The 15,164-nt window shown below is 72.0% G+C and carries 13 protein-coding genes and 1 tRNA gene; 9 read left to right on the plus strand and 5 right to left on the minus strand.

The genetic code is table 11. The annotated features are described in order from the left end of the window. Positions 1-212: 212 nt before the first annotated feature. Positions 213-638: a hypothetical protein gene (locus M1P99_RS03155; protein ID WP_304451184.1), complete on the plus strand. Its 426-nt coding sequence runs from the start codon at positions 213-215 to the stop codon at positions 636-638. 66 nt (positions 639-704) lie between these two features. On the opposite strand, the gene M1P99_RS03160 is transcribed toward M1P99_RS03155, so the two are convergent. Together M1P99_RS03160 and M1P99_RS03165 are read right to left on the minus strand one after the other, a co-directional pair. Next, the gene (locus M1P99_RS03160) at positions 705-2,177 is read right to left on the minus strand and encodes a catalase (protein ID WP_304451185.1); all 1,473 of its coding nucleotides are present in this window, start codon (positions 2,175-2,177) and stop codon (positions 705-707) included. Positions 2,178-2,267: 90 nt separating this feature from the next. Further along, on the minus strand, positions 2,268-2,867 hold the full coding sequence (locus M1P99_RS03165; protein WP_304451186.1) for a TetR/AcrR family transcriptional regulator: 600 nt from the start codon (positions 2,865-2,867) through the stop codon (positions 2,268-2,270). 136 nt (positions 2,868-3,003) lie between these two features. On the opposite strand from M1P99_RS03165, the gene M1P99_RS03170 reads away from it, so the two are divergent. The 6 genes from M1P99_RS03170 to M1P99_RS03195 all read left to right on the plus strand — a co-directional run bounded on the left by M1P99_RS03170 (position 3,004) and on the right by M1P99_RS03195 (position 10,021). Next, positions 3,004-4,614, plus strand: a complete 1,611-nt coding sequence (locus M1P99_RS03170) for a carboxyl transferase domain-containing protein (protein WP_304455553.1) — start codon at positions 3,004-3,006, stop codon at positions 4,612-4,614. Between the two features lie 103 nt (positions 4,615-4,717). After that, a complete protein-coding gene (locus M1P99_RS03175) occupies positions 4,718-6,790 on the plus strand; it encodes a biotin carboxylase N-terminal domain-containing protein (protein WP_304455554.1) in 2,073 nt (690 codons plus the stop codon). Then, positions 6,787-7,944, plus strand: a complete 1,158-nt coding sequence (locus M1P99_RS03180) for an acyl-CoA dehydrogenase family protein (RefSeq protein WP_304451187.1) — start codon at positions 6,787-6,789, stop codon at positions 7,942-7,944. The genes M1P99_RS03175 and M1P99_RS03180 overlap by 4 nt, the downstream gene beginning before the upstream one ends. A 96-nt stretch (positions 7,945-8,040) precedes the next feature. Beyond that, the gene (locus M1P99_RS03185; protein WP_304451188.1) at positions 8,041-8,430 is read left to right on the plus strand and encodes a hypothetical protein; all 390 of its coding nucleotides are present in this window, start codon (positions 8,041-8,043) and stop codon (positions 8,428-8,430) included. A 604-nt stretch (positions 8,431-9,034) separates the two neighbouring features. Next, on the plus strand, positions 9,035-9,727 hold the full coding sequence (locus M1P99_RS03190; RefSeq protein WP_304451189.1) for a hypothetical protein: 693 nt from the start codon (positions 9,035-9,037) through the stop codon (positions 9,725-9,727). A 129-nt stretch (positions 9,728-9,856) separates the two neighbouring features. Then, positions 9,857-10,021, plus strand: coding sequence for a hypothetical protein (locus M1P99_RS03195; RefSeq protein WP_304451190.1), 165 nt, complete (start codon positions 9,857-9,859; stop codon positions 10,019-10,021). A 216-nt stretch (positions 10,022-10,237) separates the two neighbouring features. Here the strand turns inward: M1P99_RS03195 and thrS are convergent, their stop codons facing one another. Continuing rightward, positions 10,238-12,214 (minus strand): threonine--tRNA ligase, encoded by a 1,977-nt coding sequence (thrS, locus tag M1P99_RS03200; protein ID WP_304451191.1) that lies wholly within the window; start codon positions 12,212-12,214, stop codon positions 10,238-10,240. Positions 12,215-12,741: 527 nt separating this feature from the next. On the opposite strand from thrS, the gene M1P99_RS03205 reads away from it, so the two are divergent. After that, the gene (locus tag M1P99_RS03205; protein WP_304455555.1) at positions 12,742-13,041 is read left to right on the plus strand and encodes a PGPGW domain-containing protein; all 300 of its coding nucleotides are present in this window, start codon (positions 12,742-12,744) and stop codon (positions 13,039-13,041) included. Positions 13,042-13,177: 136 nt separating this feature from the next. Here M1P99_RS03205 and M1P99_RS03210 read toward each other — a convergent pair. Then, positions 13,178-13,251 (minus strand) — tRNA-Val (locus tag M1P99_RS03210). Positions 13,252-13,725: 474 nt separating this feature from the next. Here M1P99_RS03210 and M1P99_RS03215 point away from each other — a divergent pair. Next, the gene (locus tag M1P99_RS03215) at positions 13,726-14,148 is read left to right on the plus strand and encodes an SsgA family sporulation/cell division regulator (protein WP_053615138.1); all 423 of its coding nucleotides are present in this window, start codon (positions 13,726-13,728) and stop codon (positions 14,146-14,148) included. Positions 14,149-14,288: 140 nt separating this feature from the next. Here the strand turns inward: M1P99_RS03215 and M1P99_RS03220 are convergent, their stop codons facing one another. Beyond that, on the minus strand, positions 14,289-15,131 hold the full coding sequence (locus M1P99_RS03220) for an aminotransferase class IV (RefSeq protein WP_304451192.1): 843 nt from the start codon (positions 15,129-15,131) through the stop codon (positions 14,289-14,291). Between the last annotated feature and the right edge of the window lie 33 nt (positions 15,132-15,164).

Raw genomic sequence — 15,164 nt, forward strand, 5'->3', positions numbered from 1 at the left:
CGAATGTACGGGTGGGGGGAGCGTTGGCCCGCGTTCCCGCGCGGGGCGTTCCGTGCTCTTTGTCCGTCTTTTGACCTGGCGCGAAAAGGAATACCGCCGCTTCTCCGCCATGTAACCCCCGCATGACCGCACGACACGCAGACTTGTTCACTGTGTGTGGCCATGCGATGACCAGATGCATGGCCCTCTCACCGGAAGGACTGACAACGCGTATGCGTGCGTTCACCAAGATCGCCGTCGCCACCGCCGTGGCCGGCGGGCTGTCCCTCGCCGGATCCGGCACCGCTCTCGCCGAGCCCCCGCCCGAGGAGGCGGCCGTCGACGCCGTCGAGGGCGGTGCCGAGACCGCCGAGGCGACCACCGGCGAGCTGTCGGAGGAGGCCCAGGCACTGCTGGAGGACGAGGAGGTCGTCGCCCTCCTGAGCGACCCGGCCGTGGTCGAGCTCCTCAGCGACGAGGACGCCCTGGCGGTCATCACCGAACTGGCCGCCATGGAGGACCCGCTGGCCGCGCTGGAGGCGGTCGAGCTGCCGGAGGCGCCCGCTGAGCTCCCGGACGCCGAACTTCCCGAGGCACCGGTCGAGACGCCGGAGGCACCGGTCGGCGGCGTCGGGGACGTCACGGGCGCCCTGCCGTAGGAGGCACCGGGGACGGGGCGGGCGGCCGCGGGGACCGTCCGCCCCGTCTCGTGCGCCGGCCCGGGGTCAGCCGCCGTTGAGCTTGGCGGCCACCCGCTCACCGATGTCGGAGTCGACGTCGCGCCAGTACTTCAGGGCGCGGGACAGGACTCCGTCGTCGGCGACCGTCGACATGTGCCCGGCGATGTTGGACACCAGCCGCTCGCGCGCCGCGTCGTCCATGACGTCGCGGATGAGTGCCCGGGGCTGGACGAAGTCGTCGTCCTCCCGGTGCTTGCTGTAGGCCTCACGCACCAGCTCGCCCGCCTCGACCGGCCACGATGCCTCGTCCGCGCCGCTCTGTTCGACCGCGTCCGGACCTCCGAAGGAGTTCGGGTGGTAGACGGCGCCGGTGTCCGGGGCGAAGGACCGCATCTGCCCGTCCTTGGCGTAGGAGCGCACCGGCACGCGCGGCCGGTTGGGCGGCAGTTCGTCGTAGTTGACGCCGATCCGGTACCGGTGGGTGTCGGGGTAGGAGAACATGCGCGCCAGCAGCATCTTGTCCGGCGACGGGCCGATGCCCGGCACGAGGTTGGACGGCTCGAAGGCCGCCTGCTCGATGTGGATGTGGTGGTTCTCCGGGTTCTCGTTCAGCGTCATCCGCCCGACCTCGATCAGCGGGTAGTCCGCGTGGGGCCACACCTTGGTCAGGTCGAACGGGTTGAACCGGTAGTCCGCGGCGTCCTCCTCCGGCATGATCTGCACCTTGAGCGTCCACGACGGGTGGTCGCCCCCGGCGATCGCGGTGTAGAGGTCGCGCCGGTAGTAGTCGGCGTCCTGCCCCGCCAGGAGGTCGGCCTCCGCCTGCGGCAGGAAGTCGTTGCCCTGGTCGGTGAGGAAGTGGTACTTCACCCACACGCGGCGGCCCTCGGCGTTGACCCACATGTACGTGTGCGAACTGAACCCGTCCATGCGGCGCCAGTTCCTGGGGATACCGCGGTCCCCCATGAGCCAGGTGACCTGGTGCGCCGACTCCGGCGAGAGCGACCAGTAGTCCCACTGCATGGTGTGGTCGCGCAGGCCCGTCCGGGGGTCGCGCTTCTGGGAGCGGATGAAGTCCTGGAACTTCTGCGGGTCGCGCATGAAGAACACCGGGGTGTTGTTGCCGACCATGTCGTAGTTGCCGTGGCGCGTGTAGAACTTCAGCGCGAACCCGCGGGGGTCGCGCCAGGTGTCCGGGCTGCCCATCTCCCCCGCGACGCTGGAGAACCGCGCCAGCAGGGGCGTCTCCCGTCCGGGCTGGAACACGTCGGCGCGGGTGAACTCCCGTACGTCGCCGGTCACGCGGAAGGTCCCGTAGGCCCCGCCGCCCTTGGCGTGCACGACCCGTTCGGGCACACGTTCACGGTTGAACTGCGCCATCTTCTCGATCAGGTACGCGTCGTGCAGGACCACGGGCCCGTCCCTGCCCACGCTCAGCGAGTTCTCGTCGCTGGGCGCCGGGCGTCCCGAGTTGGTCGTGGTGAACGCGCCGGGACGCGTGTTCGGTCCGTCGGACATGGAACAGTCTCCCTCGATCGCCTGCTCTCCCCCGTGGCTCCCGGGGGAGCTCTCGGCCGCCGACGTACCCGCCACGGAGTCAAGCTACGGTCAAAGAGCCGCACCGTTCGCCGCTGCGGCGACCGGCGCGGTGAGCGCGGCGGTGCCCATGGTCAGCAGCAGGGCCGCCATGTCCTGGCGACCGAGGCCGCCGCGGCTGTGCGGGGTGGAGTTGAGCAGCCCGAACGCGGCGTGCACGGCGGCGCGCAGGACCTCGTCGGAGTCGTGGGGCCGCAGATCGGCCAGCACGCCGACCCACTGTTCGACGTAGCCGCGCTGGAGGCGCCGGACGCGGTGCTGGTCGGCCTCGGTGAGGTGGCCGAGCTCGCGGTCGTGGACCGTGATGAGCGCGGGCTCGTCCAGGGCGAAGGCGATGTGACCGCGCAGCAGCAGGTCCAGGGCCTCCCGCGACCCCCGCGCCGTGGCCACCAGCTCCGCGCCCTGGCGGGCCAGCCGGTCGCTGATGTCCACCAGGACCTCGCCCAGCAGCGCCTCCTTGCCGGGGAAGTGCCGGTAGAGGGCGGGACCGCTCGTTCCCACGGCGCGGCCGAGGTCGTCGATGGTCACCCCGCGGAACCCGCGTTCGGCGAACAGCTCCGCGGCCGCCCCCAGGATCGCCGTCCGGCGCTCCCCCGTCGGTCTGGCCCCCATCTACGCCCGCCTCCTCCGCGGTTGTCACGCTCGGATCGCGCGCCGGTCTGGACACACATGTTAGTCGTTACTAACATCACTGATGTTAGTGAGCATTAACATCCCTCCACGAGAGGACACCATGAGCAGGGCACCCGTGCTCGGCTCGGCGGTGGACACCGCCGGGCCCGCGTTCGCCGCCAACGACGCGGCGAACCGCGCCCTCGCCCTGGAGCTGCGCGAGCGGATCGCGACCGCCGCCCTGGGCGGCCCGGAGAAAACCCGGGCACGACACGTCGAACGCGGCAAACTCCTGCCGCGCGACCGCGTCGACCTCCTCCTCGACCCCGGTTCCCCCTTCCTGGAGATCGCGCCCCTGGCCGCCTACGGGCTCTACGGCGCGGACGGCGGGGACGCACCGGGCGCGGGCATGATCGCGGGTGTGGGCCGGGTCGCCGGCCGCCCCACGGTCGTGATCGCCAACGACGCCACGGTCAAGGGCGGCAGCTACTACCCGATGACGGTCAAGAAGCACCTGCGGGCGCAGGAGGTGGCACTGCACAACCGGCTGCCGTGCGTCTACCTGGCCGACTCCGGCGGCGCCTTCCTGCCCATGCAGGACGACGTGTTCCCCGACCGCGAGCACTTCGGGCGCATCTTCTACAACCAGGCCACCATGTCCCGGATGGGCATCCCCCAGATCGCCGCGGTGCTGGGCTCGTGCACGGCCGGGGGCGCCTACGTCCCGGCGATGAGCGACGAGGCCGTCATCGTCCGCGACCAGGGCACCATCTTCCTGGGCGGACCGCCGCTGGTGAAGGCGGCCACCGGCGAGGTCGTCACCGCCGAGGAGCTGGGCGGCGGCGACCTGCACTCGCGCGTGTCCGGCGTGACCGACCACCTGGCCGACGACGACGCCCACGCGCTGACGATCGTGCGGCGCGTGGCCGACACCCTCGGCCCGGTCGGCGACCCGGCCTGGGAGGTGCGCGAGCCCCGCCCGCCGGCGCACGACCCACAGGATCTGTACGGCGTGGTGCCCGCCGACACCCGCACGCCCTACGACGTGCGCGAGGTCATCGGCCGGGTCGTGGACGGCAGCGAGTTCACCGAGTTCAAGGCCGAGTACGGCACCACGCTGGTCACCGGGTTCGCGCACATCCACGGGCATCCCGTGGGCATCATCGCCAACAACGGCATCCTGTTCGCGGAGTCCGCGCTCAAGGGCGCGCACTTCATCGAGCTGTGCGACCGGCGCTCCATCCCGCTGGTATTCCTGCAGAACATCTCCGGGTTCATGGTGGGCCGCGACTACGAGGCCGGCGGCATCGCCAAGCACGGGGCCAAGATGGTCACGGCCGTGGCCTGTGCCCGCGTCCCCAAGTTCACCGTGGTCATCGGCGGCTCCTTCGGCGCGGGCAACTACAGCATGTGCGGCCGCGCCTACTCGCCCCGCTTCCTGTGGATGTGGCCCAACGCCCGCATCTCCGTGATGGGCGGGGAGCAGGCGGCCTCGGTGCTGTCCACCGTGCGCCGCGACCAGCTCTCCGCGCGCGGCCAGGAGTGGTCCGACGAGGACGAGGAGGCATTCAAGGCGCCCATCCGCGACCAGTACGAGGAGCAGGGCAGCCCGTACTACTCCACCGCGCGCCTGTGGGACGACGGGGTCATCGACCCCGCCGACACCCGCGACGTGCTCGCCATGGCCCTGTCCGCCGCCCGCCACGCTCCGCTGGAGCCGGTGGGCTACGGCGTCTTCCGGATGTGAGGAACCCTTGACAACGACGTCCGCACCCTCCGTACCTCCGGTACCCGTCGACCCCCCGGCCACCGTGCTGGTCGCCAACCGGGGCGAGATCGCCCTGCGCGTCATGCGCACGCTCCGCCGGATGGGCCTGGGATCGGTGGCCGTGTTCACCGAGCCCGACACCGACGCCCCGCACACCCTGGCCGCCGACCGGGCGATGCGCGTGGACGGCTACCTCGACGCCGCCGCGATCGTCGCCGCGGCCCTCGAGAGCGGCGCCACGATGATCCACCCCGGCTACGGCTTCCTGTCGGAGAACGCCGCCTTCGCCCGCGCCTGCGCCGAGGCGGGCCTGGTCTTCGTCGGTCCGCCCGCCACCGCCATCGACGCCATGGGCGACAAGATCAGCGCCAAGGACACCGTCGCCGGCGCCGGAGTGCCGATCCTGGGCGGGTTCACCGAGAAGCCCGGGCAGCCGATGAGCGACGAGGAACTGCTCGCCGCGGCCCGCGACACCGGATACCCGCTGCTCATCAAGCCGTCGGCGGGCGGCGGCGGCAAGGGGATGCGCGCGGTGCACTCCCCCGACGACCTGGTCACCAGCGTCGCGGCCGCCAGACGGGAGGCCGCGGCCTCCTTCGGCGACGCCACACTCCTGGTGGAGCGCCTGGTCCAGCGCCCGCGCCACATCGAGGTACAGGTCCTGGCCGACGCCCACGGCAACGTCGTCCACCTGGGCGAGCGCGAGTGCAGCCTGCAGCGGCGGCACCAGAAGGTGGTGGAGGAGGCGCCCTCGCCGCTGCTGACCGCCGACCAGCGGGCCCTCATGGGCGAGTCCGCGGTCGCCGCCGCCCGGGCCTGCGGCTACGTGGGCGCTGGCACCGTGGAGTTCATCGCCGAGGCCGACCCGGACGGGTCCCTGTCGTTCTCCTTCCTGGAGATGAACACCCGCCTGCAGGTGGAGCACCCGGTGACCGAGGAGGTCGTGTCGATCGACGGCGTGCGCGGCGTCGACCTGGTCGAGCTGCAGATCCGGGTGGCCCGGGGCGAGCCGCTGCCGTTCGGCCAGGCCGACGTGTCGCTGCGGGGGCACGCCGTCGAGTGCCGGATCTACGCCGAGGACGCCGACCGGGGCTTCCTGCCCACGGGCGGGCCGATCCTGTCACTGTCGGAGCCCTCGGGCCCGCTGGTGCGGGTGGACTCGGGGATCACCGAGGGCGGCGCGGTCACGTCGTCGTTCGACCCCATGCTCGCCAAGGTCATCACGTGGGGCGCGGACCGCGCCGAGGCACTGCGCCGGATGGACGAGGCCCTGGCGGCGTACCTGCTGCTGGGCTGCGTCACCAACACCGCGTTCCTGCGCCGCCTGCTGCGCCATCCGCGCGTGGTGGCCGGCGACCTGAGCACCGACCTCATCGAGTCCGAGCCCCCGGAGCCCGCGCCCGACCGCGTGCCCCCGGAGGTGTACGCGGCGGCGGCCCTGGACCACCAGCTCGACCTGGAGGAGGCCGACGGCACGGCGGCGGACCGGTTCGCCGTCCCCGACGGCTGGCGCATGGGCGGACCGGCCTGGACCCGGTGGCGGCTGCGCGCGCCCCGGCACGACTCCGCCGTGGTGCGGGTCCGCCGCACCGGCCCCGGAAGCTTCCTGGTCCGGGTGGAGGAGGACGCGGCGCCCGCGCCGGGGGATCCGGCGGGCTCGGCGGCGCCGGTCGATCCCGTCCCGGCCCGCGCACGCCGGACCGCGGACGGCACACGGCTGACGGTCGGCTACGACGGGCGCAGCCGCACCTACACGAGGGCCTTCGACCCGGCCACCGACCACCGGTGGCTCGGCGCGGACGGCACCGCGTGGACCCTGCACGAGGAGCCCGTGGCCGCCGCCCTGCGCGACGACGCCGCCGCGGGCGACGGCACCGTGCGCAGCCCCATGCCGGGCACGGTGCTCGCCGTCCCGGTCGAGGTGGGGCAGACGGTCGCGGCGGGCACGCCGCTGGCCGTCGTCGAAGCGATGAAGATGGAGCACTCCGTGCCCTCCCCGATCGACGGAACCGTCGCCACCGTGGCGGTCCGGCCGGGGGCGTCCGTACCGATGGACGCCGTCCTGGTCACCGTCGAGCCCGCCCCGGACGCCGCGGCTCACCCGCCGGCCGCGTCCGACTCCCACCCCGCCACCAGCGAGGAGAACCAGCCATGAACCGTCACGAACTGTCGACCGAGCACGCCGACCTGAGGGCCGCCGTGGAGGAGTTCGCCCGGACCGAGGTCGCCCCGGTCATCGGCGACTTCTACGAGCGGGGCGCCTTCCCCTACGACATCGTCGCGAAGATGGGGCGGATGGGGCTGTTCGGGCTGCCCTTCCCCGAGGAGCACGGGGGGATGGGCGGCGACTACTTCGCGCTGTGCCTGGCCCTGGAGGAACTGGCCCGGGTGGACTCCTCGGTGGCGATCACCCTGGAGGCCGGGGTGTCGCTGGGCGCGATGCCGCTGTACCGGTTCGGGTCCGAGGACCAGAAGAAGACCTACCTGCCCCGGCTGTGCTCCGGCGAGGCGCTGGGGGCGTTCGGGCTGACCGAGCCCGGCGCCGGCTCGGACGCGGGCGGCACCCGGACCACGGCGCGCCTGGAGGACGGGGAGTGGGTGATCAACGGGACGAAGTCGTTCATCACCAACTCCGGCACCGACATCACCTCCCTGGTGACCGTCACGGCCGTGACGGGACGGCGCGAGGACGGGCGCCCGGAGATCTCGGCGATCCTGGTTCCCGCGGGCACACCGGGGTTCTCGCTCGGCCAGCACTACTCCAAGGTGGGGTGGAACGCCTCGGACACCAACGAGCTGGTGTTCGAGGACTGCCGGGTGCCCGAGGCCAACCTCGTGGGCGAGCAGGGGCGCGGGTACGCCCAGTTCCTGCGGATCCTGGACGAGGGCCGGATCGCCATCGCCGCGCTCTCGGTGGGCCTGGCGCAGGGGTGCGTGGACGAGAGCGTGCGCTACGCCCACGAGCGCAGCGCGTTCGGGCACACCATCGGCGAGTACCAGGCGATCCAGTTCAAGATCGCCGAGATGGAGGCCCGGGCGCACACCGCACGCCTGGCCTACTACGACGCGGCCTCGCGGATGCTGGCGGGCGAGCCGTTCAAGAAGGAGGCGGCGATCGCCAAGCTCATCGCGTCCAACGCGGCGATGGACAACGCCCGTGACGCGACGCAGGTGTTCGGCGGCTACGGGTTCATGAACGAGTTCCCGGTGGGCCGGTTCTACCGCGACGCCAAGATCCTGGAGATCGGCGAGGGCACCAGCGAGGTGCAGAAGATGCTCATCGCCCGCGAGTTGGGCCTTCCCGCGTAGACCCGGAGGGGCGGGGCTCCGGGCGATCGACGGCGACCGCCCGGAGCCCGTGCGCGTGGTGAGCGGGGCGGTCGGGAGCTGCGAGGATGAGCACCGATGAAAGACCGACCGTCCGCGCCCGACCCACCGATGATCCGGGCCCTCCGCGGCTGCGCCGCCATCGCGCTCTTGGGCTTCGCCCTACTCCTGGTGCTGATCAGCTTCGGGGCGACCATCGAGATGGAGACGTTTCCCGGGCTGCGGGAGAACAGGGCGTGGATGGTCGTCTCCCTGCTGGTGCTCGCGGCCCCGGCGGCCGTCGGCGGGCTGCTGTTCACCGGCTGGCGGTCCTACGGCGGTCGGGCCGCCACCGCCTGCCTGGTCGTGCTCATGGCACTGCGGGTGTGGACGCTCGCGCCCGCGCTGCACTGCTGGTCCTACGACAGCGTGGGGCGCGGTGACGACGGCTCCTACCACTGTGTGAACCGCGACGGCACCGCCCCCTGAGGGTCCGCTCGCCCCCGGGGGGAAGGGACCGCGCCCGGCCCGCGCCGCCGGGCGTCCGGGGAAAGCCGGGGGTGCCCCGGTGCCGCTTCGACGCTCTCCGCGTCCCTTCCGGGGCCGCCGACCGGGCGGCACACGCGCCCCGGTCCCCGACAGCCGGCCACGCCCCCGGGCCGCGGAGGCCGCCCGGCCGCCGGCGGCCGGTGGCCGGTGGCCGGTGGCCGGTGGCCGGTTCCGGTCAGGACCGAATCCGGCCGAGGGCCGGGACCCCGCACACCGTGCCCGGGCCGGTCCGCTCCGCGCGGCCGCGCACCGCGAAGCCCGCCCCAGCAGCGGATTCGAGCTGGTCGGAAACGCGCGCGCGGCGCGGTGTCCGCCGTGTGCCTCCCGGGACGCGAAGAACGGGAGGGACCCACGGCCACCGGTGGTGCCCGAGAGTCATCGGGGGACGACCCGAAGGGGTGACAAGTACTCGCAACCGACACAGAATGGATCTGAACGGCCAGTGCGGGTCCCACGAGCACCGGATCCGACGACCCGTCCCGCCCAGAGCGGGCCCCGCCGCGAGTCCATGGTCGACCATCTACCCGGCCGGAGGAGTCACCAGATGGAAGGCGTACTCGCCGTCATCGCGCTGGTCGCCGTCGTGGGCTCCGCGGGGGCGATCACCGTCGCCGCGCACTTTCGCACCGAACGCTCCTCCGAGATGCGCGCCTGGGCCCGCGAGCACGGCTGGCACTACACAGAACACCACCCGCGCCCGTTGGAGGACGCCGTCCTCCCCCGGCCCCTGCGCGGCGAGCACGCTCGCGCCCAGCACGTCCTCACCGGTCGGCGCGGCCAGTACCTGGTCACCGCGTTCGAGCACACCCACACCGCTTCCGCCCCGGACCGGCGCGGCACCGGCCGCGCCCGGCACACCTACCGCGTGGTGGCCGTGCGCACCCCCGGTCCCGCCGCCGACCTGGAGATCCGCCGCCGGGACCTGGCCCGCACCGCGCCCGACCACGGGGCGGGCGACGGCTCAGGCGACGTGGATCCGGCCTTCGGCACCGCCTTCCACGCTGTGGGCAGCGACGCCGAGTTCACCCGCTCCGTCCTGGACCACGACACCGCGGCCTGGCTGCTGGCCGACGCCCGGTCGCGGTCGCTGCCGGTGCGCTTCACCGGCGACTACGTCCTGACCTGGGCCCCGATGGGCCTGGATCCGGACCGGGCCCTGACCGCCGCCGACTACCTCATCGAACTCGTCAACCGGATCCCGGCACAGGCGTGGCAGCGGCGCGCCCCCGGTGCCTGACACCGTCCGAGGGAGGACGGAGTCACCCCGGAGGGTGGCCTGGAACTCCCCGTGAACGGCCGCCGACGTGCGGTGTTCGTCATGTGATCGGGATAAACTCCGGCTTGCCCCAACGCACAAGGAGAACCCATGAGCGACCCCAACGCGACCCACCGCATCTCGCGTGCGGACCTCTTCCGCGACGACGAGGAGGAGACCGCGGCCGCCCCGGACCCCAACGCGACGGCGCGCATCTCCCGTGAGGACCTCTTCCGGGACGACCAGGAGCCGCAGGCGCCGCAGGAACGCTCCTGATCCTGCCTCCGGTCCGGCCCCGGCTCCTCCGGGCGCACACCGTCCACTGGGCGCCCCTCCCCCGATCCGCCCCGCCCCCGACGGTCGGCGGACCCCGGCCCCGACGCGCGGACAGGGGTCGCCCCCGGCCGACCGGTCCCGCACACGAAGGAGCGCCCGCCCGGGGAAACCGGGCGGGCGCTCCTGTGTCGTCCTAGGGCGTGTTCCGCGGACGCCCTAGCGGCGCTCGCGGACGGCGGCCACGATCTCGGCCACCGCCTCGTCGATCGGCACACCGTTGTTCTGGGAGCCGTCGCGGTAGCGGAAGGACACGGCGTTCTTGCTGATGTCCTCTTCGCCGGCCAGCAGCATGAACGGGACCTTCTGCTTCTGGGCGTTGCGGATCTTCTTCTGCATGCGGTCGTCGCTCGCGTCGACCTCGACCCGCACACCCTCCGCGCGCAGCCTCGCGGCCACCTCCTGGAGGTAGGGCACGTGCTCGTCGGCGATGGGGATGCCCACCGCCTGCACCGGGGAGAGCCAGGCCGGGAAGGCGCCCGCGTAGTGCTCCAGCAGGACCGCGAAGAACCGCTCGATGGAGCCGAACAGGGCCCGGTGGATCATCACCGGACGCTGGCGGGTGCCGTCCGCGGCGGTGTACTCCAGGTCGAAGCGCTCGGGCAGGTTGAAGTCCAGCTGGATGGTGGACATCTGCCAGGTGCGGCCGATGGCGTCCTTGGCCTGGACCGAGATCTTGGGGCCGTAGAAGGCGGCGCCGCCCGGGTCCATGACCAGCTCCAGGCCCTGCTTCTCCGCGGCCCGGCGCAGGGTGTCGGTGGCCTCGGCCCAGACCGTGTCGTCACCGATGTACTTCTCCGGGTCCTTGGTGGACAGCTCCAGGTAGAAGTCGTCCAGGCCGTAGTCGCGCAGCAGGTCGAGCACGAAGGTCAGCAGCGAGTCGAGCTCGTCCGCCATCTGCTCCTTGGTGCAGTAGATGTGCGCGTCGTCCTGGGTGAAGCCGCGGGCGCGGGTGAGCCCGTGCACCACGCCGGACTTCTCGTACCGGTACACGGTTCCGAACTCGAACAGGCGCATCGGCAGCTCGCGGTAGGAGCGTCCGCGGGCGTCGAAGATGAGGTTGTGCATCGGGCAGTTCATCGGCTTCAGGTAGTAGTCCTGACCGCCGTCGAGCTGCATGGGGGGGTACATGCCGTCCGCGTACCAGTCGAGGTGCCCCGACTTCTCGAACAGCGTGCTCTTGGTGGCGTGCGGGGAGTAGACGAACTCGTAGCCGCTCTCCTCGTGCCGCTGGCGCGAGTAGTCCTCCATCACGCGGCGGATGGTGCCGCCCTTGGGGTGGAACACCGCCAGGCCGGAGCCGATCTCGTCGGGGATGGAGAACAGGTCCAGTTCGGAGCCGAGCTTGCGGTGGTCGCGCTTCTCCGCCTCCTCCAGGAAGGCGAGGTAGGCCTTGAGGGCGTCCTTGTCCTCCCAGGCCGTGCCGTAGACGCGCTGGAGCTGGGGGTTGGTCTCCTTGCCCCGCCAGTAGGCGGCGGCGGTACGCATGAGCTTGAAGGCCGGGATGGCCTTGGTGGTGGGCACGTGCGGACCCCGGCACAGGTCCTTCCAGCACTGCTCGCCCGTGCGCGGGTGGACGTTGTCGTAGATGGTGAGCTCGCCCGCGCCCACCTCCACGCCGGCGCCCTCGGCCGCCTCGGCCGCGTCGCTGCCCTTGATACCGATGAGCTCCAGCTTGTAGGGCTCGGTGGCGAGCTCGGCGCGGGCCTCGTCGTCGGTGACGACGCGGCGGTCGAAGCGCTGCCCCTGCTTGACGATCTGCTGCATCTTCTTCTCGATGCTCTTGAGATCGGCGGGGGTGAACGGCTCGGCGACGTCGAAGTCGTAGTAGAAGCCGTTCTCCACGGGCGGGCCGATGCCGAGCTTGGCCTCGGGGAAGAGCTCCTGGACGGCCTGGGCGAGGACGTGCGCGGTGGAGTGGCGCAGGATCGCCCGGCCCTCCTCGGACTCGATGGTGACCGGCTCCACGACGTCGCCGTCGGCCAGCTCGCGCGCGAGATCGCGCGGCTCGCCGTTGACCAGTGCCGCGATGACGGTCCTGCCGTCGGCGTCCAGCGCCTGTCCCGCCGTGGTCGTGGCCGCCACCGCACGCGGGGTTCCGGCGAGGGTGATGTGCAGCTCAGGCGCGGCGGACACGGTGACTCCTAGTGATGACGTGGGTCGGGTGGGACGCCAGGGCTTGCGCACGCGATCACGTGCCACCACCGCGGGCGGCCTGGCGTTTCGCCTTCGATGCTATCGGCTCCGAACCGGGTCCGCTTCGGCCGTCCACAGGCGGGGGGGCGGGCACCTCGGGGGACAAGGCGGACGATTCGGCCCGAATGATTCGGCCACCCCACGAGATGCGCCCATCACCGGACAGGACGGAGATCGGAGAACACGGATGGACGATCTGTCACGAATCATCACGTTCGCTGGAACTCACCCACAGCGCGCCGGGAGGCCATTGATCACGGATGCGGGATCAGTGACAATCAGCAGACATCCGACCCCATTCCTTGGCCGACCGAATGCTCCCACTCACTCCGACCGAATACTGTGAGCGCATGTCACCGAGCCCAACGAGCGGCGGCCCACCGGCCCCGGAGACATCCCCCACCCGCCATGCCCGCGTCCGCCGATGGCGGCGCCTGCGCGCACGGCTGCGCCTCTTCCGCAGGCGCATGCACACCCACCCGGCACTCCATCTCCCCTGGCGGGTGCTCGTCGGCACGGTCGGCGCCGTCGTCATCCTCGCGGGACTGGTCATGATGGTCTTCCCCGGACCGGGGATCGCCTCGGTCCTGCTGGGCCTGGTCATCCTCAGCACCGAGTTCCGGTGGGCGAACAGCCTGGTGCGACCGGTGCGGGTCTGGAGCAGGCGTGCCGAGCGCTTCGGCCACCGCAAGAAGGACCAGTACCTCAGGTGGTGGCGGGCACGCCGCGCCGCCAAGGGGCACCGCACGTCCTCGCGCTCGAAATAGACACGCCCGATTCACCGATTGCAGCAAACCGAATCCCGGCTCCGGGCACGACCGTCCACGTTGCCCGGTCCTGACCGGACCGAAACCACGAAAGAGGGGCCGACTCCGTTCGAACGGAGTCGGCCCCTCTGCACTGTGGGCGATACTGGACTCGAACCAGTGACCTCGTCGGTGTGAACGACGCGCTCTAGCCAACTGAGCTAATCGCCCCGATGTGCTGCCCTGTCCGCCCTGTCGGCCGGACAACAAGAACTCTAGCGCATGTTCGGGGGTGGTCCGCGCACACCGCCCCACCGGCCGGCGGGGCCACACTGTGACAGAGGTCACACCCGACGATCGGTGCGTTCGCTGGGACGTCGCTCCCCCGTCATGTAGCCCGCGCACAGAAGGAGATCCAGCCCCCGCTCTCCCGCCGCGGGGCCCGAGTCATTACCATTACGTGACGCGGGCCACGCGACATGGGGAAATCTTTGGTTTCCCCTGGTCATTACAGTGACGAAGGATCGTGGAGCCGCCATGCGGCGCGCTGGGCCCGCAGGGCGGGCAGCGAGACCTCCGGTCCCACCCGACCAAGAAAGTCTCCGTACTCACGTCATAGTCCGCGAACGAGCGCGTTGGAGCGAGTGAGACGGCAACCGACCCGCGCCGGAACAGCTGGGCCGGACGAGAAAAGGTTTGGCGAACATGAACAGTAGCGACACCACTGCCACCGCCGAGCTGGGCCTGCGGCTCGTGGTCCCGGAACGTACCGCGGTTCCCCTGGTCGCACGGCTCGACTACGGAGCGAGCGACCCGTACGCGATCCGAGTGGCGTTCCACACGGGCGAGGACACCCCAGTGGAGTGGATCTTCGCCCGCGAGCTCCTCACCGTGGGCATCGTCCGCCCGGTCGGCGAGGGCGACGTGCGCGTGTGGCCCTCCAAGGACGACAGCGGCGAGCGCACCGTGAGCATCTCCCTCTCCTCGCCCTTCGGGCAGGCCGAGTTCGACACGCAGGTGTCCCCCCTGGCGGAGTTCCTGCACCGCACGTACGAGATCGTGCCCGCCGGCCAGGAGGCGCAGTTCGTGGACCTCGACGAGGAGATCCAGCAGCACCTGTACTCCTAGGACCGGCCGTCGGGCGGGCCTTCGCACCCGCCCCGTCCCCGCCGCGCGCCCCGCGCGCAGGGGAACGGACGACGGCACAGGACGACGACGCCCGAGGGGCGGCGCCCACAGCGCCGCCCCTCGGGCGTGCCCGGTCCCGGTCAGGGGTCCAGGCGTTCGGCGGCGTGCTCGGCGAACACCGCGGCCGCCTTGGCCGACACCGGCCCCACGCCCGCGGAGACCTCTCGGCCGTCGATGCGCAGGATCGGCTGGACGTCGCGCCCGGTGGAGGTCAGGAAGGCCTCGGAGACCTCCGGGAGGCGCTCCATGGGAACGTCCTCCTCTTCCCCGCCGAACCACTCCAGGACCAGCTCGCGGGTGATCCCCGCCAGCGGACCGGCCGACAGCGGCGGCGTCACGAGCCGGCCGTCGAGGACGACGAAGATGTTGCTGCCGGTGCCCTCGCACAGGTTCCCGGCGATGTTGCGGAACACCGCCTCGCTGCCGCCGCGCTCCTTGGCGTAGGCCAGGGCGCGCACGTTGTCGGCGTAGGAGGTGGTCTTGAGGCCGGCCAGCGCGCCGAACTCGTTGCGCGGCCAGGGGGCCACCACGACGTCGGTGTGCGGCGGGACGGACGGGAAGGGGCCCACCGCCACGATGGCGGTCTGCTCCCCCGACGCGCGGTCCGACCCCAAGGGACCGGTCCCGTCGGTGACGGTGACGCGCACGCGCGCGTCGGTGAGGTCCGGATTGGCCGCCAGTGCCCGGGCGACGCCGTCGGCGATCAGCTCCAGGTCGGGTTCGGCCATGCCGAGGCCCCGCGCCGACCGCGCCAGGCGGCGCAGGTGGCGGGTGAGCGCGAACGGTCGGCCGCCCTGGGCGCGCACGGTCTCGAAGACACCGTCGCCGACGGTGATGCCGTGGTCGGACACCGGAATGCGGGCTTCGGACCCATCGACGACCGTCCCCCGGCCGTAGCCGGCCCCAGCGATCCACACCCTCATGGCAAACCCCCCAGTTCTCGGCTGTCCGCGTAC

The sequence above is a fragment of the Nocardiopsis sp. YSL2 genome (assembly GCF_030555055.1).
In the GTDB taxonomy this organism is placed as follows: Bacteria; Actinomycetota; Actinomycetes; order Streptosporangiales; family Streptosporangiaceae; genus Nocardiopsis.

Coding starts and splice junctions, on each gene's coding strand:
- M1P99_RS03220 (WP_304451192.1), bottom strand. CDS start 15,131: ATGAGGGTGTGGATCGCTGGGGCCGGCTACGGCCGGGGGACGGTCGTC.
- M1P99_RS03175 (WP_304455554.1), top strand. CDS start 4,718: ATGCGCACGCTCCGCCGGATGGGCCTGGGATCGGTGGCCGTGTTCACC.
- M1P99_RS03185 (WP_304451188.1), top strand. CDS start 8,041: ATGAAAGACCGACCGTCCGCGCCCGACCCACCGATGATCCGGGCCCTC.
- M1P99_RS03190 (WP_304451189.1), top strand. CDS start 9,035: ATGGAAGGCGTACTCGCCGTCATCGCGCTGGTCGCCGTCGTGGGCTCC.
- M1P99_RS03180 (WP_304451187.1), top strand. CDS start 6,787: ATGAACCGTCACGAACTGTCGACCGAGCACGCCGACCTGAGGGCCGCC.
- M1P99_RS03160 (WP_304451185.1), bottom strand. CDS start 2,177: ATGTCCGACGGACCGAACACGCGTCCCGGCGCGTTCACCACGACCAAC.
- M1P99_RS03205 (WP_304455555.1), top strand. CDS start 12,742: ATGCACACCCACCCGGCACTCCATCTCCCCTGGCGGGTGCTCGTCGGC.
- M1P99_RS03195 (WP_304451190.1), top strand. CDS start 9,857: ATGAGCGACCCCAACGCGACCCACCGCATCTCGCGTGCGGACCTCTTC.
- M1P99_RS03215 (WP_053615138.1), top strand. CDS start 13,726: ATGAACAGTAGCGACACCACTGCCACCGCCGAGCTGGGCCTGCGGCTC.
- M1P99_RS03155 (WP_304451184.1), top strand. CDS start 213: ATGCGTGCGTTCACCAAGATCGCCGTCGCCACCGCCGTGGCCGGCGGG.
- M1P99_RS03165 (WP_304451186.1), bottom strand. CDS start 2,867: ATGGGGGCCAGACCGACGGGGGAGCGCCGGACGGCGATCCTGGGGGCG.